The sequence below is a fragment of the Streptomyces sp. NPDC026575 genome, from assembly GCF_055567415.1.
In genome coordinates, this window is record NZ_JBVHQM010000007.1 from 95,699 (window position 1) to 115,708 (window position 20,010).

At 72.2% G+C, this 20,010-nt stretch carries 21 protein-coding genes; 7 read left to right on the plus strand and 14 right to left on the minus strand.

All coding sequences use genetic code 11. The annotated features are described in order from the left end of the window. The first annotated feature begins 51 nt into the window (after window positions 1–51). Window positions 52–819 (plus strand): response regulator transcription factor, encoded by a 768-nt coding sequence (locus ACZ4NB_RS11945; RefSeq protein WP_467660501.1) that lies wholly within the window; start codon window positions 52–54, stop codon window positions 817–819. 94 nt (window positions 820–913) lie between these two features. Here ACZ4NB_RS11945 and ACZ4NB_RS11950 read toward each other — a convergent pair whose 3' ends face one another. Continuing rightward, window positions 914–1,891 (minus strand): 5-dehydro-4-deoxyglucarate dehydratase, encoded by a 978-nt coding sequence (locus ACZ4NB_RS11950; RefSeq protein WP_467660503.1) that lies wholly within the window; start codon window positions 1,889–1,891, stop codon window positions 914–916. A gap of 305 nt (window positions 1,892–2,196) precedes the next feature. Between ACZ4NB_RS11950 and ACZ4NB_RS11955 the strand changes: the two genes are divergently transcribed. From ACZ4NB_RS11955 to ACZ4NB_RS11965, 3 genes are all read left to right on the plus strand, one after another. Next, window positions 2,197–3,015: an NAD-dependent epimerase/dehydratase family protein gene (locus ACZ4NB_RS11955; protein WP_467660504.1), complete on the plus strand. Its 819-nt coding sequence runs from the start codon at window positions 2,197–2,199 to the stop codon at window positions 3,013–3,015. A 132-nt stretch (window positions 3,016–3,147) separates the two neighbouring features. Beyond that, window positions 3,148–3,417: a GlsB/YeaQ/YmgE family stress response membrane protein gene (locus tag ACZ4NB_RS11960; RefSeq protein WP_384442342.1), complete on the plus strand. Its 270-nt coding sequence runs from the start codon at window positions 3,148–3,150 to the stop codon at window positions 3,415–3,417. A gap of 79 nt (window positions 3,418–3,496) precedes the next feature. Continuing rightward, on the plus strand, window positions 3,497–4,726 hold the full coding sequence (locus ACZ4NB_RS11965; RefSeq protein WP_467660506.1) for a TerD family protein: 1,230 nt from the start codon (window positions 3,497–3,499) through the stop codon (window positions 4,724–4,726). On the opposite strand, the gene ACZ4NB_RS11970 is transcribed toward ACZ4NB_RS11965, so the two are convergent. After that, on the minus strand, window positions 4,701–5,756 hold the full coding sequence (locus ACZ4NB_RS11970; RefSeq protein ID WP_467660508.1) for an MsnO8 family LLM class oxidoreductase: 1,056 nt from the start codon (window positions 5,754–5,756) through the stop codon (window positions 4,701–4,703). The two genes, ACZ4NB_RS11965 and ACZ4NB_RS11970, sit on opposite strands and share 26 nt — an antisense overlap. Before the next feature lie 73 nt (window positions 5,757–5,829). On the opposite strand from ACZ4NB_RS11970, the gene ACZ4NB_RS11975 reads away from it, so the two are divergent. Further along, window positions 5,830–6,714 carry a class I SAM-dependent methyltransferase gene (locus tag ACZ4NB_RS11975; protein ID WP_467660510.1) on the plus strand — a complete coding sequence of 295 codons (885 nt, stop codon included), beginning with the start codon at window positions 5,830–5,832 and terminating at the stop codon, window positions 6,712–6,714. A gap of 28 nt (window positions 6,715–6,742) precedes the next feature. Here ACZ4NB_RS11975 and ACZ4NB_RS11980 read toward each other — a convergent pair whose 3' ends face one another. Both ACZ4NB_RS11980 and ACZ4NB_RS11985 read right to left on the minus strand, forming a co-directional pair. After that, the gene (locus ACZ4NB_RS11980; protein ID WP_467660512.1) at window positions 6,743–8,197 is read right to left on the minus strand and encodes an alkaline phosphatase PhoX; all 1,455 of its coding nucleotides are present in this window, start codon (window positions 8,195–8,197) and stop codon (window positions 6,743–6,745) included. Window positions 8,198–8,394: 197 nt separating this feature from the next. Then, a complete protein-coding gene (locus tag ACZ4NB_RS11985; protein ID WP_467660513.1) occupies window positions 8,395–9,936 on the minus strand; it encodes a hypothetical protein in 1,542 nt (513 codons plus the stop codon). 259 nt (window positions 9,937–10,195) lie between these two features. Between ACZ4NB_RS11985 and ACZ4NB_RS11990 the strand changes: the two genes are divergently transcribed. Together ACZ4NB_RS11990 and ACZ4NB_RS11995 are read left to right on the plus strand one after the other, a co-directional pair. Beyond that, window positions 10,196–12,034, plus strand: a complete 1,839-nt coding sequence (locus ACZ4NB_RS11990; RefSeq protein WP_467660515.1) for an endonuclease/exonuclease/phosphatase family protein — start codon at window positions 10,196–10,198, stop codon at window positions 12,032–12,034. A gap of 147 nt (window positions 12,035–12,181) precedes the next feature. Beyond that, window positions 12,182–12,322 (plus strand): hypothetical protein, encoded by a 141-nt coding sequence (locus ACZ4NB_RS11995; protein WP_384442357.1) that lies wholly within the window; start codon window positions 12,182–12,184, stop codon window positions 12,320–12,322. Window positions 12,323–12,419: 97 nt separating this feature from the next. On the opposite strand, the gene ACZ4NB_RS12000 is transcribed toward ACZ4NB_RS11995, so the two are convergent. The 10 genes from ACZ4NB_RS12000 to sufD all read right to left on the minus strand — a co-directional run bounded on the left by ACZ4NB_RS12000 (window position 12,420) and on the right by sufD (window position 19,995). Then, complete coding sequence (locus ACZ4NB_RS12000; RefSeq protein ID WP_467660517.1) at window positions 12,420–13,286, minus strand: EI24 domain-containing protein; 867 nt, start codon at window positions 13,284–13,286, stop codon at window positions 12,420–12,422. Between the two features lie 109 nt (window positions 13,287–13,395). Continuing rightward, window positions 13,396–14,406 carry a 2,3,4,5-tetrahydropyridine-2,6-dicarboxylate N-succinyltransferase gene (gene dapD / locus ACZ4NB_RS12005; RefSeq protein WP_467660519.1) on the minus strand — a complete coding sequence of 337 codons (1,011 nt, stop codon included), beginning with the start codon at window positions 14,404–14,406 and terminating at the stop codon, window positions 13,396–13,398. 128 nt (window positions 14,407–14,534) lie between these two features. Continuing rightward, window positions 14,535–15,074 carry a TetR/AcrR family transcriptional regulator gene (locus ACZ4NB_RS12010; RefSeq protein ID WP_467660521.1) on the minus strand — a complete coding sequence of 180 codons (540 nt, stop codon included), beginning with the start codon at window positions 15,072–15,074 and terminating at the stop codon, window positions 14,535–14,537. Continuing rightward, a complete protein-coding gene (locus ACZ4NB_RS12015; protein ID WP_467660523.1) occupies window positions 15,074–15,394 on the minus strand; it encodes a DMT family transporter in 321 nt (106 codons plus the stop codon). The genes ACZ4NB_RS12010 and ACZ4NB_RS12015 overlap by 1 nt, the downstream gene beginning before the upstream one ends. Window positions 15,395–15,643: 249 nt before the next feature. Next, window positions 15,644–15,979 (minus strand): metal-sulfur cluster assembly factor, encoded by a 336-nt coding sequence (locus tag ACZ4NB_RS12020; RefSeq protein WP_393491889.1) that lies wholly within the window; start codon window positions 15,977–15,979, stop codon window positions 15,644–15,646. Continuing rightward, entirely contained in the window at window positions 15,976–16,434 is a 459-nt protein-coding gene (sufU, locus tag ACZ4NB_RS12025; RefSeq protein ID WP_393491891.1) for a Fe-S cluster assembly sulfur transfer protein SufU, read from the minus strand. The genes ACZ4NB_RS12020 and sufU overlap by 4 nt, the downstream gene beginning before the upstream one ends. 37 nt (window positions 16,435–16,471) lie before the next feature. Then, entirely contained in the window at window positions 16,472–17,728 is a 1,257-nt protein-coding gene (locus tag ACZ4NB_RS12030) for a cysteine desulfurase (protein WP_467660525.1), read from the minus strand. Further along, window positions 17,725–18,489, minus strand: coding sequence for a Fe-S cluster assembly ATPase SufC (gene sufC / locus ACZ4NB_RS12035; protein ID WP_467660527.1), 765 nt, complete (start codon window positions 18,487–18,489; stop codon window positions 17,725–17,727). The genes ACZ4NB_RS12030 and sufC overlap by 4 nt, the downstream gene beginning before the upstream one ends. A gap of 7 nt (window positions 18,490–18,496) precedes the next feature. Then, entirely contained in the window at window positions 18,497–18,814 is a 318-nt protein-coding gene (locus ACZ4NB_RS12040; RefSeq protein WP_393491898.1) for a non-heme iron oxygenase ferredoxin subunit, read from the minus strand. Beyond that, entirely contained in the window at window positions 18,811–19,995 is a 1,185-nt protein-coding gene (gene sufD / locus ACZ4NB_RS12045) for a Fe-S cluster assembly protein SufD (RefSeq protein WP_467660529.1), read from the minus strand. The genes ACZ4NB_RS12040 and sufD overlap by 4 nt, the downstream gene beginning before the upstream one ends. Window positions 19,996–20,010: the final 15 nt, after the last annotated feature.

The window sequence follows — 20,010 nt, forward strand, 5'->3', positions numbered from 1 at the left end:
CACCGAGAGGTACGCCGGGAGACCGGAGGACGGGAGACAGGGGGCGCGGACATGACCACGACGCGAGACGAGGAAGGCCGCACGAACGGCGAGGGCGAGGACGGCGGCAGCGGTTGCGACACCTGCGGCGACGGCCGCGGCAGCGGACGCGAACAGCCGCGTACGCTGCGCATCGTCCTCGCCGACGACGAGCGGATGGTGCGTACGGCGCTGCGCGCGATCCTGGGCGCCGAGGCCGACATGGAGGTCGTGGGCGAGGCGGCGACCGGCGCGGAGGCGGTGCCGCTGATCCGTGAACTGCGCCCGGACATCGTGCTGATGGACGTGCGGATGCCGGAGATCGACGGCATCCGCGCGACCGAGCAGGTGCTCGCCGGGATGGCCGAGCCGCCGCGCATCATCGTCGTGACGACCTTCGAGAACGACGCCTATGTGTACGACGCGCTGCGGGCCGGCGCCAGCGGGTTCCTGCTCAAGCGGTCCGGGGCGGAGGATCTGGTCCAGGCCGTACGGCTGGTGGCGCGCAGCGACTCGCTGCTGTTCCCGGCGGCGGTGCGCGGTCTGGCCGCCCGGCACGCCGGGGAGCGGGCCTCGCAGGACGCGGTACGGACGCTGCGGGCCCGGTTGTCCGAGCGGGAGCGGGCGGTGCTGCGGCAGATGACGGCCGGGCTGACGAACGCCGAGATCGCCGAGCGGCTGGGGGTGGGGCCGGCCACGGTGAAGACGCATGTGGCCGGGGTGCTGGCCAAGCTCGGGGTGCGGGACCGGACCCAGGCGGTGATCGCGGCGTACGAGTGCGGGTTCGTCCGGCCGGGGTGAGGGTGCGGCCGGGGGCTGGGGCGGGGCGGGGCCCGCACGGGGGTCCCCTAGGGGGTGCGTGGGCTCCAGGGGCAGAGGAAGGTGGCGGTGCGCATCAGGCGCCGGCTCCGGGCGCCCGGGCGGCCAGGGCCAGACCGCGGTCGATCAGCCCGGCCAGCTCCTCGATGTGCGCGGGGGCCGGTTCGCCGAGCGGGGGCCGGACCGTGCCGACGTCCAGGCCGCGCAGCCGTACGCCCGCCTTGACCAGCGATACGGCGTATCCGCGGCCCTGGTTGCGCAGTTCGACCAGTGGCCGGTAGAAGCCGTCGAGCAGCCGGTTGACGGTGTCGTCGTCGGCGGCGGCCAGCGCCCGATGGAAGGCGAGGGCGATCTCGGGGGCGAAGGCGAAGACGGCGGAGGAGTACCGGCGCACGCCCAGGCCCAGGTAGGCGGGGACGGTGAGTTCGGCGGTGGGCAGGCCGTTGAAGTAGAGGAAGTCCTCGTCGGGGGCGTCGGTGCGGACGGCGCTGATGATGCGCTGCATCAGATCGAGGTCGCCCAGGCCGTCCTTGAGGCCGATGATGCCCGGGGTCGCGGCCAGGGCGGCGACGGTGGCGGGCGTGAAGACGGCGTTGTCGCGCTGGTAGACGATGACCGGGAGCCGGGCGGCGGCGGCGAGTTCGGTGTAGTGCCGCAGCAGCCCGTCCTGGTCGGCGACGACGAGGTAGGGCGGCATGGCGAGCAGCCCGTCGGCGCCGGCTTCGCGGGCGAGGCGGGCGAAGTGGGCGGCGAGCGCGGTGCCGTAGCCCGTACCGGCGACGACGGGGACGCGTCCGGCGGCCTCCTGGACCGCGGCCGCGACGCAGTCGGCGAACTCCTCGGGGGTGAGCGCGTGGAACTCGCCGGTGCCGCAGCAGGCGAAGACGGCGGCCGCGCCCGCGTCGACGCCGGCCCGGACGTGCGCCCGGAAGACCGTCAGGTCCAGGGCGCCGTCGGGCGCGTACGCGGTCACGGGGAAGAACAGCGGTCCGTCGAGGCGGTCGGCGAGCCGGGGGCGCCTCCCAGCGGTGGCCGGCGGAGGGTGTGCGATCACGGACTCTCCCTCACATGCTCGTGCATGTTTCTGATCTGCGTCCATATCTCTGAACTTGGCCACGCTAGAGCAGCCGTCCGCCACGGGTCAAGAGTCCACAACTGCCGCCCCGCAAGCGGATTTACCCGGTCCGTCAACCGTCTTGACCGGCGGCGATCCCGCCCAGCAGGCTCTGTCCAGCCATCTGAATTCCGTTCGTGGACATAGCCTTGCCGCGCAGACCGCCTCGCCGCGCGGCGGTCCCGCGGCACGTACGACGCCGCGCCCCGGGCCGTCCCGCCACCCAGCCGGAGGAGTTCCCACCCATGACCGCACCCCGCACCGTCCTGCTCACCGGCGCCGCCGGAGGGCTCGGCACCCTGATGCGCGAACTGCTGCCGCCCTACGGCTACCGGCTGCGCCTCCTCGACCGGCGTGCCATCGACGACGCGACCGGCGACGAGGACGTCATCACCGCCGACCTGGCCGACAAGGAGGCGCTGCGCGAGGCCGTACGCGGCGTCGACGCCGTCGTCCACTTCGCGGGGATCTCCCTGGAGGCCCCGTTCGAGAAGATCCTGCGCGCCAACATCGAGGGCACCTACCACCTCTACGAGGCGGCGCGCGAGGCCGGCGTCAAAAGGATCGTCTTCGCCTCCTCCAACCACGCCGTCGGCTTCACCCCGCGCCCCGCCGACGGATCCGCCGCCATCCCCGTCGACACCCCGCGCCGCCCCGACACCTACTACGGCCTGTCCAAGGGGTTCGGCGAGGACCTCGCCTCGCTCTACTGGGACCTGCACGGCATCGAGACCGTCTCGATCCGCATCGGCTCCTGCCTCCCCGCACCGACCTCGGTGCGGATGCTGTCGATCTGGCTCAGCCCGGCCGACTGCGCCCGGCTGCTGCACGCCGCGCTCACCGCACCGGACGTCGGCCACCGCGTCGTCTACGGCTCCTCCGCCAACACCCGCCTGTGGTGGGACCTGTCGACCGCCCGCGCCCTGGGCTACGAGCCGCGGGACGACTCCGAGCCGTACGCCGCGCAACTCGTCGCCGCCCAGGGCGAACTGGATCCCGGCTCCCCCGAACACGCCCACCTCGGCGGCGTCTTCTGCACCGATCCGCCCCGGTGGCCGTACTGACCCGGGCCTCGATCCGGCCGCCGCGCCGCGGCCGGATCCGCACGTGGCCCGCGCCACGGCACGGAACCCCGCCCGCCCGGGTGGCGTCCTGGTGTACGTACCCACACTCCGCGCAGGAACGAGGAACGCATCATGGGCATCGTCAGCTGGCTCGTACTGGGGCTGATCGCGGGCGTCATCGCCAAGGTCCTGCTGCCGGGACGGGACCCGGGCGGACTGGTCGGCACGACCCTGATCGGCATCGTGGGCTCCTTCATCGGCGGCTGGCTGTCCACGAAGTTCCTGCACCGCCCGATTCCGAAGGACTTCGGCGAGCCGTCCATGTGGATCGCCTCGATCGCCGGGGCCCTGGTCCTGCTGATCGCCTACCGGCTGCTCTTCGGCAACTCCCGCGAGCGATGACGGCCGGCCCGGGCCGCCGTCCGGCCGCAGGTAATGGAACCGCAAAGGCGAGCCGATCGTTGGTGGTGGCATGACCGCTATGAATCCTGGCTCGAACCTCCCGCTCACCGCCGCGCGGGTCGCGGTGGACGTCACCGCCCCCGTGCGGCTGGATGTGTCGGGCCTGCTGCTCGCCGCCGACGGCAAGGTGCGCTCCGACGACGACTTCGTGTTCTACAACCAGCCCGCCGGACCGGGCGTGACCCACTCCGCGGCGGCCGGCGGCGGTGACACCATCACGGTGGACACCGCCGCCGTCCCCGACGGCATCGAGAAGATCGTGGTCACCGCGAGCCTGGACACCCCCGGCGCCACCTTCGCCGGCACGGAGCCGACCGGCACGGTGCGCAACGCCGACGACGGCAGCACCCTCGCCACCTTCACCCCGCCCCGGCTGGGCACCGAGACCGCGCTGGTGGTCGTCGAGATCTACCGCCGCAACGGCGCCTGGAAGGTGCGCGCGGTCGGCCAGGGCTATGCCGACGGGCTGGCCGGTATCGCCACCGACTTCGGCGTCAGCGTGGAGGAGCCGGCCGCGCCCGCCGCGGCCCCGCAGGCTCCCCCGGCCGCCCCGGCGGCCCCCGCCGCGCCGCCCGCTCCCCCGGCCCCCGCCGGTCAGTGGGGACCGCCGGCCGGCGCCCCGGCCCCGGTGGCCCCGCCGCCGGCGGCCGCCGCCCCCGCGCCCGGCTCCGGCAAGATCAACCTCGACAAGGGGCGGGTCAGCCTCCAGAAGAACCAGACCGTCTCGCTGGTCAAGGGAGGCCGGCCGCTGCTCACCTCGGTCCGGATGGGCCTCGGCTGGGAGCCCGCCTTCCGCGGCAAGAACATCGACCTGGACGCCTCCGTCATCGCCTACGGACCCGACCGCAAGAAGATCGACAACTGCTTCTTCGGCAAGCTGATGATCCTCGGCGGCGCCATCCAGCACTCCGGCGACAACCTCACCGGCGAGGGCGCCGGCGACGACGAGGCCATCACCGTCCACCTCGGCGGCGTCCCGCCGGAGGTGACCGGCCTGGTCTTCGTCGTGAACTCCTTCTCCGGCCAGAAGTTCTCCGACGTCGCCAAGGCATACTGCCGCCTGCTGGACGCGCAGAGCGGCGAGGAGCTGGTCCGCTTCGACCTCACCCACTCCGAGCCCCGCACGGGCGTGATGATGGCCAAGCTCATCCGCCAGTTCTCCGGCGAGTGGGAGATGACGGCGATGGGCGAGTTCGTCGACGCCCGGACGGTGCGCGGGATGGTCAAGCCGGCCGGGCAGGCGCTGTGAGCGCCGGTCCGGCGGGCCGGGCGGGAAGCCCCGCCACCCGGGCCAGCCGCTCGTAGGACTCCAGCAGCGCGGCGCGCTCGTAGGTGCTGGTCGTCACCAGCACCTCGTCCGCGGCGCTGCGGTCGAGCAGCGCGCCGAGGGCATCGGCGACCTGCTCCTGTGTGCCGTGGATCTGCCCGCGCAGGGCCTCCTCGTAGAAGCCGCGCTCGCGCTCCGGCAGGGCGGCCACGGCCGGGCCGTCCTCGGCGGGCCGCAGCGGCGGGAAGACGCCGTGGGTGCGGGAGTACGCCATCGAGCGGGCCTCCGGCAGCAGCAGCCGGCGCGCCCGCTCCGCGGTGCCGGCCACGGCCACCGTCTGGGAGAGCACCACATACGGCCGCTCCCAGAGGGCCGAGGGACGGAACTCCTGCCGGTAGGCGTCGATGGCGTCCAGCATCCGCTGCCGGCCCCGGAGGTCCCCGATGACCAGGCCCAGCCCGGCCGCCGCGGCCACCCGCGCACCGGCGCCGGTGGCCAGGACGAAGGCCGGGATCCGCAGGCCCTCGGCGGGGCGGGCGTGGACCTGCGGATGGGCGGTCTGGGTGCCGGTGAAGTAGCCCAGGAGCTCGGCGAGCCGGTCGGCGAAGTCGTCGGTGGCGTCCTTCCCGGCGCCCAGCGCGCGGCGGATGCCGTCGGTGAAGCCCACCGACCGGCCCAGGCCCAGGTCGATCCGGCCGGGGAAGAGCGACTCCAGCACCCCGAACTGCTCGGCGACCACCAGCGGCCGGTGGTTGGGCAGCATCACGCCGCCGGTGCCGACCCGGATGGTAGAGGTCGCCGAGGCCACCGCGGCGGCCAGGACCGTGGGCGCGGAGCCGGCGACCCCGGGCACGCTGTGGTGCTCGGAGACCCAGAAGCGGTGGTAGCCCAGCTCTTCGGCGCGCCGCGCCAGGTCCACCGTGTCGCGCAGCGCCGCCGCCTCCGGATGGCCTTCCCTGGTGCGGGAACGGTCCAGGATCGAGAATTGTGTCGTCCGTATCGTCGAGCTCACCACCTCTGCTTCAACGTCCGTACGCCCGCAAGATTCCCCGCCCCCACCGCGGAGCCCGCACGAGGAGCGTTCGATGGCGCAGCAGCCGCCGCCGGCCGGCGCAGCCGGACCCGCGGATCACCCGGACGGCCCCGAGCCGCCGGAACTTCCCGAGCGGGTCGCGCAGATCTACGGGGAGCTGGACCTGAGCACCGTCCCGGCCTTCGCCGGCGGCTTCATCAACTTCGGCTACTGGGCGGGGCTGGCGGACATCGACGGCCGGCCGCTGACCGAGGCCGACCGGGTGCGCAGCGAGGAGGACCTCTACCGCCTGGTGCTGGGCACCTTCGACCGGCCGGCGGGCCGCGCCGCCCTGGAGGTCGGCTGCGGGCGCGGGCTGGGCTGCGCGCTGGCGCTGCGGGAGTTCGCGCTGGGCTCGGTCATCGGCCTGGACGCCCACCCGGACCAGATCGCCCGCGCCCGGGAGGCCAACGCCTCGCTGCTGGGCGGGCCCGCGGGGCACGCCGGCCGGCTGGACTTCGTGCTGGGCGCCGCCGAGCGGATCCCGCTCCCCGACGACTGTGTCGACCTGCTGTACTCCGTCGAGGCCGCCCAGCACTTCCGTGAGCTGTCCGGGTTCGCCCGGGAGGCGGCGCGGGTGCTGCGCACCGGCGGCCGGCTGGCGCTGACGACGTTCTTCGCCCGGAGCCGGGAGGCCGCCCGGGTCCTGCCCGAGCTGCTGCCGCCGTACGCCGAGGGCCTGGACGTCCCGCACGTGGTCGACGAGGTCGCCTCGGCGCTGGCCGCGGCGGGTCTGCGGGACGTCCGGGTCCGGGCGATCGGCGACGGGGTCTGGGAGCCGTACGACCGCTATCTGGCCCAGCAGCTTCAGCCCCGGGACCGGTGGGCGCGCCGCTATCTCACGGCGTACGAGACCGGTCTGCTGGACTACTACGTGCTGACGGCCGGGGCGGGCTGAGCCCGGCTGCCCGGCCGTCGGGGCCCGGCTAGCGGCGGCGCTGGCGCTTCCAGGGCCCGGTGATGGCCAGCATGATGCCGGGGTCCTGGATGTTGGCGAACAGCGTCCGCCCGTCCGGGGAGAAGACGGGGCCGGTGAACTCGCTGAACTCCGGCTTCTCAGGGGTGCCGATGTTGAGGTCGTTGCGGGCGATCGGGTAGGTCCGGCCGTCGTCGGTGGCCCCGAAGAGGTGCTGTACGCCCTCGCCGTCCTCGGCGATGATCAGTCCGCCGTAGGGCGAGACGGTGATGTTGTCGGGGCCGTCGAACGCGCCGTCCTTGGAGGGGTCGGGGTTGACGCCCAGCAGCACCTTCAGGGTCAGGGTCCGCCGCCGCGGGTCGTAGAACCAGACCTGTCCGTCGTGCTGGAGGGGGCTCTCCGCACGGGCGTAGGAGGACACGACGTACGCGCCGCCGTCCGCCCACCACAGGCCCTCCAGCTTGCGGGCGCGGGTGACCTCGCCGTCCTTGAACTGCTTGCGCACCGAGACCGTCCGCGCGTCGCGGTCGGGGACCTCGACCCAGTCGACGCCGTAGACCGTGCCGGTCTTGGTGGCGCGCGAGAGGTCGTCGACGAACCGGCCGCCGGAGTCGAAGCACTTGAATGCCTCCAGCACACCGGCGTCGGCGGCCAGCGAGCGCAGCTGTCCGCGGCCGTGGCGGAAGCCGTGCGGCGGGGTCCAGCGGTAGAACAGGCCGTTGGGGCCGGCGGCGTCCTCGGTCAGGAAGAGGTGGCCGCGCTTGGGGTCGACGACGACGGCCTCGTGGGCGTAACGGCCCAGCGCCTTGAGGGGCTTGGGGTCGCGGCCGGCCCGGCGGTCGTAGGGGTCGACCTCGAAGACGTAGCCGTGGTCCTTGGTCATGCCGTGCTCGCCGGCCCGGTCCTCGGTCTCCTCGCCGGTGAGCCAGGTGCCCCAAGGGGTGGTGCCGCCCGCGCAGTTGGTGGACGTACCGGCGACGCCGACCCACTCGCCGACCGGGGTGCCGTCCTTGGCGACCTCGACGACCGTGCAGCCGCCGGACGCCGCCGGGTCGTAGACCAGTCCTTCGGCCAGCGGCACCGGGTGCGGCCAGTCGGCGCGCGGGCCCTTCAGCTCGTGGTTGTTGACCAGGAGGGTGGTGCCGCGGTGGCCCTCGAAGGTGCCGGTGCCGTCGTGGTTGGAGGGGGTGGTCTCACCGCTGTCGAGCTTGGTGACGCCGGAGCGGGTGATGATCCGGTACGAGAAGCCGGCGGGCAGCGCGAGGATGCCGTCGGGGTCCTCGACCAGCGGTCCGTAGCCGATCCGATGGCCTTGACCGTCCGAGGTGCCGTCCGGCGCGCCGTCGGGGGCCTCCTCACCGATGGCTCCCGGCGCGGTGGCCAGCACGCCGACGCTGCCGGCCAGCGCGACCCCGGCGCCGGTGAGGGCGGAACGTTTGGCGAAGTCTCTGCGCGTGAGCGGCATTGTCATCTCCCAGATGGCCGGTTCTGCTCCCCTTGTTCCTGCGCGCACACGCTTTCGTGCGCCGTCGAACTCCAGCTGAACACGGCGCGACATCCAGGGAGCGGTTGCGGCCCGTCGGAAAGCGGCCGGGGGCCCGCCCGGTGGATCACCACCCGGCGGGCCCCCGGCGCGAGCGCCGCCGGCCCGGCCCCGCGCGATCAGTCCGACCGGCGCGAACGTGCCTTGAACGCGGCCTTGCGGGCCTCCTTGGCGGCCTTCTTGTCGGGGTGCAGACGGCCCATGGCCTCCAGGACCTCGGCGGTGGCCGGGTGGTCGACCCGCCAGGCGCTGTCGAAGAACCCGCTGTGCTGGTCGGTCAGGCCCTGGACGAGGTCGCGCAGCTCGGCCTCGGCGCCCTCGTCGGCGCTGCCCAGCTGCGCCGCGAGGGTGTCCACCGTCAGCCAGAAGATCATCTCCTGGGACGGCTCGGGGATGCCGGGCAGCGCGCGCTCGGCGAGCCAGACCCGGGCCAGCCCGCCCAGCTGCCGGTCGTCGAGCACCTCGCGCAGCGCTTCCTCGGCGTCGGGCGAGACCAGGGAGAGGGTCTGCTGGGCGGCGAGCCGGCGGTGCGGGGCGTGCTCGTCGTCGCCGCGGGCGGCCGCGAGCAGATCGCGGGCGGCGTCCAGCGGGGTGCGGGCGGCGAGCCAGAGCTCGGACTCGGACTGGGCGAGCGCCTCGGGGTAGTCGGGCAGCGCGTCGAGGAGGACCTCGGCGCCCTTGTCGGTGAGGTCGCCGACCGCCGGGGCGTCGGCGCCGGCGTCCAGCAGCCGGGCGCGTACGGCGTAGACGCCGAGCGGGGTGAGGCGGACCAGGCCGTAGCGGGAGACGTCCTCGTCGGTGAGCGGCTCGGCGATGGGGGTCCCCCCTGGACCGGAGCTTGTCGGAGGTCCTTGGGGGATGACGGTCTCGCCGGCTTCGTCCAGCTCCTCGATGAGCGCCTCGTCGACGGGCCGGTAGGCGACCAGCCCGATCGGCTCCAGCACCCGGAACTGGTCGTCCAGGCGCATCATCGCCTCGGAGACCTCTTCGAGGATGTCGTCGGTGGGCTCGTCCATATCGTCCGGGACGATGAGGGAGGCGGCCAGCGCGGGCAGCGGAACGTCCTGGTCGGCGCCCTCGGCGACGGCGGTCAGGAGGTAGAGGTTGCCGAGGATGCCGTTGAGCAGCTCGGCCTCCTCCTCCGGGTTCCAGTCGATCGAGTCCAGGTCCAGTTCGCCGCCCTCGGCGAACTGCTCGGCGATCTCGGCGAGGTCCGGGGCGGCGGCGTCGGCGAGCACGCTCTCCATGCCGCAGAGCCAGATGTCCAGGACGTCCTGCGGGCTGCCCGAGGTGAGCAGGTTCAGCTCCTCGCCCGGGGTGGCGATGCCGACCGCGGCGTCACCGGGCCCCTCGGCGCCGTCCTCGTCCGCCGCGGTCTCTTCGATCTCCTCGATCTCGACCAGCCCGGTGTCCACCGCGAGCTGCCATGCCTCGGCGGTGTAGGCGGGGCCGTCCTCGTCGCCGGCGAGACCGAGCAGTTCGGTGGCGGCGGCCAGCGACTCCTGGAGGATCTCGCCGCCCGCACCGACCGGGACACCGCGCTCGGCCCAGCGGGCGAGCCGGGCGGCCCGGGCCATCAGCGGGGCGCTCAGCGCGTCCCGGGCCAGCTCCGCTTCGGGGTGCAGCCGCACCGGCGGCAGGGTCGGGCGGTCTGCGGACATCTGGTGCTCAGCTCCTCGTACGGACTGCGGCTGGGGGTACCTCCCAGCGGTGGCTGGGGGAGTGCGCCGCCCCAGCGTAGACGGAATTCTCCGTATCTCGGACGGTTCACCCCCGCGCCGTCCGCCGGTAACCGCGAGTACCTTGACAACTCCCTTGCGCACACCGGAGATTGACGCGCGTAGCGCGCACCGTGCCGCGTCCGTGCGCACAGCGCCGCGGCACCCCCTGTTCACCCCCCACTTCCCCTCGGAGGCATGCATGCCGTCCCGTCGTCCGCTCCGCAGGCCGATCGCCCTCAGCGCGGTGGCCGCCGCCGCCCTCGCCGGCGGGCTGCTGACCGCCACGCAGTCGGCCTCCGCGGCCGGCACCCGGATCCACGACATCCAGGGCAGCACCCGAATATCCCCGCTGGCCGGCACGAAGGTCGGCGATGTGCCCGGCACGGTCACCGCGATCCGCTCGTTCGGCTCGGCGCGCGGCTTCTGGGTGCAGGACCCGCACCCGGACCGCGACCCGGCCACCAGCGAGGCGGTCTTCGTCTTCACGGGCAAGGAGACGCCGAAGGTGACCGTCGGCGAGGCGATCACCTTCTCCGGCACGGTCAGCGAGTACTACCCGGGCGGCAAGGACGCCGGGCTGCAGTCCGTCACCGAGATCACCGACGCGACCTGGCAGACCGTCTCCGCGAAGGCGCCGCTGCCGGCCGCCTTCACCCTCAACCCGGCCTCCGTGCCGAATCGTTACGCCCCCGACGCGGGCGGTAAGAGCATCGAGAGCCTCAAGCTCCGCCCCACCTCCTACGCGCTGGACCGCTACGAGTCGCTGGAGGGGATGCGCGTCGCGGTCAAGGGCGCCCCGGTCGTCGGTGCGACCAACACCCACCACGAGCTGTGGGTGACCGCCGAGCCGGGCCACAACCGCACGGCGCGCGGCGGCACCCTCTACCGCTCGTACGCCGACCCCAACGGCGGCCGGGTCAAGGTGGCGTCCCTGATCCCCTTCGACCAGCGGCCGTTCCCGGTGGCCGACGTCGGCGACGAGCTGACCGGCACCACGGCCGGACCGCTGGACTACGACAGCTTCGGCGGCTACACCCTCCAGGCCACCGAGCTGGGCGAGCTCGCCGACCACGGCCCGGCGCCGGAGACCACCCGCAAGCAGCGGCCCGACGAGCTGTCGGTGGCCACGTACAACGTCGAGAACCTCTCCCCCAAGACCCCCGAGGCCAAGTTCGACCGCCTCGCCAAGGCGCTGGTCGGCAACCTGTCCGCGCCCGATGTCGTCGCCCTCGAAGAGGTCCAGGACGACAACGGCCCCACCGACGACGGCGTGGTCACCGCCGGGGCCACCCTCAAGAAGCTGACCGACGCGGTCAAGGCGGCCGGCGGCCCGGCGTACGAGTGGCGGCAGATCGACCCGGTCAACGACCAGGACGGCGGCCAGCCCGGGGGCAACATCCGGGTCGCGTTCCTGTTCAACCCCGAGCGGGTGTCCTTCACCGACGTCAAGGGCGGCGACGCCACCACGCCGGTGAAGGTGGTCGACGACCACGGCAAGGCGGCGCTGTCCGCCTCCCCCGGCCGGATCGCGCCCGCCGACCCTGCGTGGAAGACCAGCCGCAAGCCGCTGGTCGGCCAGTTCTCGCTCAACAGCCGCCCGGGAAGCCGGGTGTTCGTGATCGCCAACCACTTCAACTCCAAGGGCGGCGACCAGAGCCTGGACAGCCGCTTCCAGCCGCCGGCCCGGTCCTCCGAGACCCAGCGCACGGCGCAGGCCGGGCTGGTGAACGCCTTCGTCAAGGACCTGCTGGCCAAGGACCCCCGGGCCGATGTGGTGGTCGCCGGCGACCTCAACGACTACCCGTTCTCGCCGGCCCTGAAGCAGCTCACCGACGGGGGCGTGCTCACCGACCTGGTCGGCAAGCTGCCCGTCGCGGAGCGCTACGGCTATGTCTACAACGGCAATTCGCAGGTGCTGGACCACATGCTCACCAGCCGGCATCTGACCAGGGCCGACTACGACATCGTGCACCTCAACTCCGAGTACGCCGACCAGGCCAGCGACCACGATCCGCAGGTGCTGCGCATCCGGCCGTGAGCCCCTGTCCCCGCCCGGATCCCGGGCCCCGGCATCACCCCGGGTGATACTCCCGTCACTCGACCGGCCCACGTCCGGGCGCCAACCGTCGCCGGGGGTGCGGTACTGGGCAGGTAAGCAACATTCGGCGAGACATAGGGAGTCACCATGCCGAAGGCGCAGAACCGTAAGTCGAGCAACAAGGACCGTGCCGCCGAGCGGCGCTCGGACCAGCGGAAGCCGAAGTCGTCGGAGGAGTCCGCGGCCGAGCGGACCCAGGACCTGAGGCGTTCGCGGAATGCCGACTGACGCGTGATGGGCCTGTGAAGCCCGGGCGGCCGTCGCACCGAGAGGTGCGGCGGCCGCTCCGCGCTATCCGGTCACACGCTCAACCACAGAGCGGCTCTCAGGAGTTCGGCCAGGGCGCCTGCCCCGGGTGCGGCGGAAGGTGGCCGGGAGCCGGGCCGAAACCGGCCTGCGACGCGGGCTGCTGCCCGTACGGCGCCCCGGCCGGGTCCGTCGCCGGCGGCTCCTCCTCGTCCGCCACCAGGTCCCGCACCAGCAGCGTCGCACCGGCCACCGCGCCGGGCATCAGCACCACGGCGATGAAGGGGATCAGGAACAGCAGCACGAGCGGGGTGCCGAAGCCGACCGCGAGCCCCTTGCGGCCGCGCATCATCCGCAGCCGCTCGCGCACCGGGATGTCCCGGCGCTGCATCGCCACCGAGGTCAGCTCGACGGCGAGGAAGAAGCCCGAGACGCAGAAACCGACGGCCGGGATCACGGTCTGCCCGATGAAGGGGACGAAGCCGAGGAGGAAGAGCAGGATGCCGAACCCGGCGGCCCGCAGCAGTACATGGACGCTGTCGCGCAGCGCGATCCAGATCTCCTGCCACAGCGGCCGGTCCGTTCCCGGCGGGCAGTGCCCCTCGCTCTCCTCCACCTTCTGCGACAGCGACTCGTAGAAGGGGTCGCCGATCAGCAGCGTGACGGCGGTGAAGGTCAGCACCGACAGCATCAGCCCACCGGCGAACAGCAGCGCCACGAAGACCCCGCGCAGCAGCCCCTGCCAGGGCGAACCCCAGTCGTCGGCGAACGGCGTGGCCCAGGCGGCGATATCGCCGGACCAGATGGCGAGCGCGGTGAGCACCCCCGCGTAGAGCACCAGCGCGATCAGCGCCGGGATCAGCCCGAACCCCCACCACCGGCCGTGCCGGGCCACCCAGCGCTGGCCCTTGCCCAGATACCGCATCCCCGTTACAAGATCACGCATGGCGCAAGCCTATCGGCGCCCGTGGCGGCCCCGTGCCACAGGACGGTAACAGCACAGGCCCGGCGGAGGTCCCTCCGCCGGGCCGCCCGGTGCCGCCGTCGCGCAGCCGTCAGTTGTGGCTGTGCAGGATCTCGTTGAGTCCGCCCCAGACCGCCTTGTTCGGCCGGGCCTCGACCGCGCCGGTGGTGGAGTTGCGGCGGAAGAGGATGTTGTCGCCGCCGGAGAGCTCCAGGGCCTTGACGATCTGGCCGTCGGGCATGGTGACCCGGGTACCCGCGGTCACGTACAGACCGGCCTCGACGACGCACTCGTCGCCCAGCGCGATGCCGATGCCCGACTCGGCGCCGAGCAGGCAGCGCTCGCCGATCGAGATGATCTGCTTGCCGCCGCCGGACAGCGTGCCCATGGTCGAGGCGCCGCCGCCGATGTCGGTGCCGTCGCCGATGACCACGCCCGCGCTGATCCGGCCCTCGATCATGGAGGTGCCCAGGGTCCCGGCGTTGAAGTTGACGAAGCCCTCGTGCATCACGGTGGTGCCGGCCGCGAGGTGCGCGCCCAGGCGCACCCGGTCGGCGTCCGCGATCCGCACCCCGGAGGGCGCGACGTAGTCGGTCATCCGCGGGAACTTGTCGACGCTGGTGACCTGGAGGTGCTGGCCGTCGGCGCGGGCGTTGAGCCGCACCTTCTCCAGCTGGTCGACGGCCACCGGGCCCAGCGAGGTCCAGGCGGCGTTCGCCAGCAGGCCGAAGATGCCCTCCAGGTTCTGCCCGTGCGGCTTGACCAGACGGTGGCTGAGCAGGTGCAGGCGCAGGTAGGCGTCGTGCGCGTCCAGCGGCTTGTCGTCGAGGGAGGCGATGACCGTACGGACGGCGACGACCTCGACCTCGCGGACCGGGTCGGGGCCGATCGCCTTGAGGGCGGCGGCCCCCAGCAGTTCGGTGGCGCGCTCGTCGTCGAGGCGCTCGGTGCCGGCCGGGCCGGGGCCCTCGGCGGTCACGGCGACCAGCTCGGGCGCCGGGAACCAGGTGTCGAGAACGGTGCCGTCGGAGGCGACGGTGGCGAGCCCGGCGGCGACGGCGCCGGTGGTACGGGCGGTACGGGAGGAAGCAGCATCGGTCATGTTCGAAACCTAACCGGAGGGCGCCCGCGGTGGCGAACCGGTCTCAGCGATCGGGCCCGGTCCGTGCGGTCGCACAACGGCGTTCGTAGGGCCGCACAAGCCGCATCGCCGTGCCCCCGGGCGCCGCCTCAGCCCAGCACCCCGGCCAATCCGGCGCGTACCGCGGCGGGTTCGAAGGGCCGGCCGGTCAGCAGATGCTGCAGCAGCAGTCCGTCGGTGAACGCCACCACCGCCCGCGCGGTGCGCACATCGGCGATCCGCCGTCCGAGCAGGGCCACCATCTCGTCCAGGCACTCGGACGCGATCGGCCGTACCGCCGGATGCCGCAGCGCCGCCAGATACAGCTCGTACTCCAGCTCCACCCGCGAGCGGTCCTGCGCCAGGGTGCGCCCGACCAGCGCGGCCACCTCGTCGGCGAGCGGCGCCGTCGGGTCGATCGCGTCGACCCAGCGCGCGTAGTCGGCCAGCCACTCGCCGTTGACCTGCCGCAGCGCGGCGATCAGCAGATCGTCGAGGGTCGCGAAGTGGTAGGTCGTCGAGCCGAGCGGGACATCCGCCGCGGCGGCCACCGCGCGGTGGCTGAGCCCGGCGATCCCCCGCTCACCGACGACCGCGATCGCCGCCTCGATGATCCGCTGCCGACGATCGGGGTCGTAGCGCCGGGGCATCAGTGCGCCCCGTCGAGATTGAGCACCACGACCCCGGCGATGACCAGGAGCACCCCGAGGATCTTGAGCGCACTGGCGCTCTCCCCCAGGAACACCATCCCGATCGCCGCGATCACCGCCGTCCCGGCGCCGGACCAGATGGCGTACGCGGTCCCCACGCTCATCGACTTCAGCGTCTGGGCGAGCAGGGCGAACGCCAGCAGATAGCCGAGCGCGGTCCCCAGCGACGGCCACAGCCTGCTGAAGCCGTGGCTGTACTTCATCGAGGTGGTCGCCAGGATCTCGGACACGATCGCGCAGGCGAGCGTCAGATAGACCATGTGTACGAGCGTACACAACGTTGCGTACGTGCGTACATATCGCGGACTCAGCCGGCCTTGGGCGCCAGCCGGGCCAGGGCGCCCGCCAGCGCCTCGACGCGGCGCCGGCGCTGCGGGACGCCACGGCCGAGACCAAGGGGCTGCCGGCCCCCGGCGTGGGAGAGGGCCCCGCCACGGCGTCCGGACCGCGGCGGGGCTGAAACGCGACAAGGCCCCGGCATCGAGCCGGGGCCTTGTGCACGCGAGAGATCAGACGTTGAAGCCGAGCGCGCGGAGCTGCTCGCGGCCGTCGTCGGTGATCTTGTCCGGGCCCCACGGGGGCATCCAGACCCAGTTGATCTTCAGCTCGTTGACGATGCCGTCCGTGGCGGACTTCGCCTGGTCCTCGATGACGTCGGTCAGCGGGCAGGCCGCGGAGGTCAGCGTCATGTCGATGGTGGCGATGTTGGCGTCGTCGATGTGGATGCCGTAGATCAGCCCGAGGTTGACGACATCGATGCCCAGCTCGGGGTCGACGACGTCGTAGAGGGCCTCGCGGACCTCCTCCTCGGAGGCCGGCTTGGTGGTGGTCGGGCTCTCGGTCATGCGGTCTTCGCCTCCTCGGAGAGGGCCTTGGCCGTGGCGTCCTTCCAGGCCATCCAGCTCAGCAGCGCGCACTTCACGCGTGCCGGGTACTTCGAGACGCCGGCGAACGCCACCGCGTCCTCCAGCACCTCCTCCATCGCGTCGTCCGGCTCGACCTGCCCCTTGGACTGCATCAGCTCCAGGAACGTCTCCTGGATCCGCTGTGCCTCGCCCAGCTCCTTGCCGACCAGGAGGTCGTTGAGCACCGACGCGCTGGCCTGGCTGATGGAGCAGCCCTGGCCTTCGTAGGACACATCCTCGATCTTCGCGCCGTCGAGCCGCACGCGCAGCGTGATCTCGTCGCCGCACGTGGGGTTGACGTGGTGCACCTCGGCGTCGCCGTCCCGAAGACCGCGCCCATGGGGGTGCTTGTAGTGGTCCAGGATGACGTCCTGGTACATGGAATCCAGCTTCACGGCTCAGTCAGTCCCGTCCTCATCCGCTGTGCCTTGGTTAACCGAAAAAGTTGCGGACGTGCTCCAGGCCCTCGACCAGGGCGTCGACCTCGGCCGGCGTGGAGTACAGATAGAACGACGCTCGCGTGGTCGCAGGAATTCCGAAGCGCAGGCAGACCGGACGGGCGCAGTGGTGCCCCACCCGGACCGCGATGCCCTGCTCGTCCAGCACCTGGCCGACATCGTGCGGATGGATGTCGCCAAGGGTGAAGGAGATCGTCGCGCCGCGCTCCTCGGCCGTGCTCGGGCCGATGATGCGCAGGTCGGGGACCTCCAGCAGCCGCTTGACGGCGTACTCGGTGATCGCGTGCTCATGCGCGGCGATCTTGTCCATACCGATCGAGGTGAGGTAGTCCACGGCCGCGCCGAGGCCGACGGCCTGGGCGATCGGGGGCGTACCGGCCTCGAACTTGTGCGGCGCGGGCGCGTAGGTCGAGGAGTGCATGGACACCGTCTCGATCATCTCGCCGCCACCGAGGAACGGCGGGAGGTCCTCCAGCAGCTCCTGGCGGCCCCACAGGACGCCGATACCGGTCGGACCGCACATCTTGTGGCCGGTGAAGGCCACGAAGTCGGCCTGCAGCGCCTGCACGTCCAGCACCATGTGCGGGGCGGCCTGCGAGGCGTCGATGCAGACCAGCGCGCCGACCTCCTGGGCCCGGCGGATGATCGTCTCGACCGGGTTGACGGTGCCCATGATGTTGGAGACCAGCGTGAAGGAGACGATCTTCGTCTTCTCGGTGATGATCTCTTCGATGTTGGACAGGTCCAGGCGCCCGTCGTCGGTGATGCCGAACCACTTCAGCTTCGCACCGGTGCGCTGCGCGAGCAGCTGCCACGGGACGATGTTGGAGTGGTGCTCCATCTCCGTGATGACGATCTCGGTCTCGCGGTCCACCCGGTAGGGCTCTTCGGCCCAGCCGAGCATGTTCGCGACGAGGTTGAGCGACTCCGAGGCGTTCTTGGTGAAGATCACCTCGTTGCGGCTCGGCGCGTTGATGAAGGCCGCCACCTTGTCGCGAGCGCCTTCGTACAGCGCCGTGGCCTCCTCGGCGAGCACATGCACGCCGCGGTGGACGTTGGCGTTGTGGCGTTCGTAGTAGGCGTTCAGGGCGTCGAGGACCTGGCGCGGCTTCTGGGACGTCGCCGCGTTGTCCAGGTAGACGACCTTCTTCCCGTCGTGGATCTGGCGGTCCAGGATGGGGAAGTCCTTACGGATCGCCTCTGTGTCGAGGAGGCCCGGCAGCTGTGTCACGCGGTTGCGCCACCCTTCGTGTAAGCCTCGTAGCCCTCGGCCTCCAGCTTGTCGGCGAGCTCGGCGCCACCGGACTCGGCGATGCGGCCGTCGGCGAAGACGTGGACGTGGTCGGGCTTGATGTAGCGCAGGATGCGCGTGTAGTGGGTGATCAGCAGGGTGCCCACCTGGCCGGTCTCGCGGACGCGGTTGACGCCCTCGGAGACGATCCGCAGCGCGTCGACGTCCAGACCGGAGTCGGTCTCGTCGAGGATCGCGATGGCCGGCTTGAGCAGCTCCAGCTGGAGGATCTCGTGGCGCTTCTTCTCACCGCCGGAGAAGCCCTCGTTGACGTTGCGCTCGGCGAACGCCGGGTCCATGTTGAGGCGCTCCATGGCCTCCTTGACCTCCTTGACCCACAGCCGCAGCTTGGGGGCCTCGCCGCGGATCGCGGTGGCGGAGGTGCGCAGGAAGTTGGAGACCGAGACACCGGGGACCTCGACCGGGTACTGCATGGCGAGGAAGACGCCGGCCCGGGCGCGCTCGTCGACGGACATCTCCAGGACGTCCTCGCCGTCGAGGGTGACGGTGCCGCCGGTGATCGTGTACTTGGGGTGACCCGCGAGGGAGTAGGCGAGGGTCGACTTGCCGGAGCCGTTGGGGCCCATGATGGCGTGCGTCTCGCCCTGCTTCACGGTCAGGTCGACGCCCTTCAGGATCTCGCGCGGGCCGTTCTCGGCCTCGACGGAGACGTGCAGGTCGTGGATCTCAAGCGTTGCCATGGGTGACTCAGGACTCCTGGGTGACGGAGACGAGCACGTCGTCCCCTTCGATCTTTACGGGGTAAACGGGGACGGGGCGCGTCGCGGGAAGGCCGTTCGGCTTGCCGGTGCGCAGGTCGAAGCTCGAACCGTGCAGCCAGCACTCGATCGAGCAGTCCTCGACCTCGCCCTCCGAGAGGGAGACGTTCGCATGCGAGCAGATGTCGTTGATCGCGAACACCTCGCCCTCGGTGCGGACGAGGGAGACGGGGACGCCGTCGAGTTCCACCCGCTTGGGGGTGTCCTCCTCCAGCTCGCTGAGCGCCGCTGCGCGTACGTACGTCATACCGCGGACGCTTCCAGCTCGGCCTCGATCTTGCTCATCAGCCGCTCCTCGACGTCCGGGAGGCCGATCTGCTGGACCAGCTCGGCGAAGAAGCCGCGCACGACCAGCCGGCGGGCCTCGTCCGCCGGGATGCCGCGGGCCATCAGGTAGAACAGCTGCTCGTCGTCGAAGCGGCCGGTCGCCGAGGCGTGGCCGGCGCCGACGATCTCACCGGTCTCGATCTCCAGGTTGGGCACCGAGTCGACCCGCGCGCCGTCGGTGAGGACGAGGTTGCGGTTGAGCTCGTAGGTGTCCGTGCCGGTCGCCGATGCCTGGATCAGGACGTCGCCGATCCAGACGGCGTGCGCGTCCTCGCCCTGCAGGGCGCCCTTGTAGACCACGTTGGAGCGGCAGTTGGGCACCGCGTGGTCGACGAAGAGCCGGTGCTCGTGGTGCTGGCCCTGCTCGGTGAAGTACAGGCCGTAGAACTCGGCCTCGCCGCCGGGGCCCGCGTAGGTGACGCGCGGGTGGAGGCGGACGAGGTCGCCGCCGAAGGTGACGGCCACGGACTTGAAGGTGGCGTCCCGGCCGACCAGGGCGTTGTGCTGCCCGACGTGCACGGCGTGCTCGTCCCAGTCCTGGACGGAGACGACGGTCAGCTTGGCGCCGTCACCGAGGAGGTAGTCGACGTTGGCGGCGAGCACCGCGTCACCGGTGTGGTCGATGACGACGACCGCCTCGGCGAACGCGCCGAGCTCGATGACCTGGTGGCCGAAGACCGTACCGCCCTCGCCGTGGACGGCGATCCGGATCGGCTCGGTCAGCACGGTCTCCTTGGGGACCGTGACCACCGACGCCTTCTCGAACGAGCTGTATGCCTGGGCGGCGACCCGGTCCACGGGCTTGCCGGCCTTGCCGACCCGCGGGTCGGCGCGGTCGACCAGCTCGTGGGTGACGCCCTCGGGCGCGGTGATGTCCATCTTCAGGTCGGGGCCGCCGGCCGCCGCGCTGCCGTCGTGCAAGCCCTTGAGGCGCGCGAGGGGCGTGAAGCGCCACTCCTCCTCGCGGCCGTGCGGCACCGGGAAGTCCGCCACGTCGTAGGACGGCGGGGCGCTCATCCGGGTGGCGACGGTGGACTCCGCGGCCACCGCGATGGAGCCGGTGGTCGTGGAACCCGCCGGGATGTTCTGAGCCTCAGCCATGGCTGTCGTAGTGCT

Bases quoted from the DNA above. Each gene is read 5' to 3' on its own strand.
- ACZ4NB_RS11975 (WP_467660510.1), top strand. From the start codon at position 5,830: ATGGCGCAGCAGCCGCCGCCGGCCGGCGCAGCCGGACCCGCGGATCAC.
- ACZ4NB_RS11990 (WP_467660515.1), top strand. From the start codon at position 10,196: ATGCCGTCCCGTCGTCCGCTCCGCAGGCCGATCGCCCTCAGCGCGGTG.
- ACZ4NB_RS12020 (WP_393491889.1), bottom strand. From the start codon at position 15,979: ATGACCGAGAGCCCGACCACCACCAAGCCGGCCTCCGAGGAGGAGGTC.
- ACZ4NB_RS12015 (WP_467660523.1), bottom strand. From the start codon at position 15,394: ATGGTCTATCTGACGCTCGCCTGCGCGATCGTGTCCGAGATCCTGGCG.
- ACZ4NB_RS12000 (WP_467660517.1), bottom strand. From the start codon at position 13,286: ATGCGTGATCTTGTAACGGGGATGCGGTATCTGGGCAAGGGCCAGCGC.
- sufD (WP_467660529.1), bottom strand. From the start codon at position 19,995: ATGGCTGAGGCTCAGAACATCCCGGCGGGTTCCACGACCACCGGCTCC.
- dapD (WP_467660519.1), bottom strand. From the start codon at position 14,406: ATGACCGATGCTGCTTCCTCCCGTACCGCCCGTACCACCGGCGCCGTC.
- ACZ4NB_RS11960 (WP_384442342.1), top strand. From the start codon at position 3,148: ATGGGCATCGTCAGCTGGCTCGTACTGGGGCTGATCGCGGGCGTCATC.
- ACZ4NB_RS12010 (WP_467660521.1), bottom strand. From the start codon at position 15,074: ATGCCCCGGCGCTACGACCCCGATCGTCGGCAGCGGATCATCGAGGCG.
- ACZ4NB_RS11980 (WP_467660512.1), bottom strand. From the start codon at position 8,197: ATGCCGCTCACGCGCAGAGACTTCGCCAAACGTTCCGCCCTCACCGGC.
- sufC (WP_467660527.1), bottom strand. From the start codon at position 18,489: ATGGCAACGCTTGAGATCCACGACCTGCACGTCTCCGTCGAGGCCGAG.
- ACZ4NB_RS11995 (WP_384442357.1), top strand. From the start codon at position 12,182: ATGCCGAAGGCGCAGAACCGTAAGTCGAGCAACAAGGACCGTGCCGCC.
- ACZ4NB_RS11965 (WP_467660506.1), top strand. From the start codon at position 3,497: ATGAATCCTGGCTCGAACCTCCCGCTCACCGCCGCGCGGGTCGCGGTG.
- ACZ4NB_RS11985 (WP_467660513.1), bottom strand. From the start codon at position 9,936: ATGTCCGCAGACCGCCCGACCCTGCCGCCGGTGCGGCTGCACCCCGAA.
- ACZ4NB_RS11945 (WP_467660501.1), top strand. From the start codon at position 52: ATGACCACGACGCGAGACGAGGAAGGCCGCACGAACGGCGAGGGCGAG.
- ACZ4NB_RS11955 (WP_467660504.1), top strand. From the start codon at position 2,197: ATGACCGCACCCCGCACCGTCCTGCTCACCGGCGCCGCCGGAGGGCTC.
- ACZ4NB_RS12040 (WP_393491898.1), bottom strand. From the start codon at position 18,814: ATGACGTACGTACGCGCAGCGGCGCTCAGCGAGCTGGAGGAGGACACC.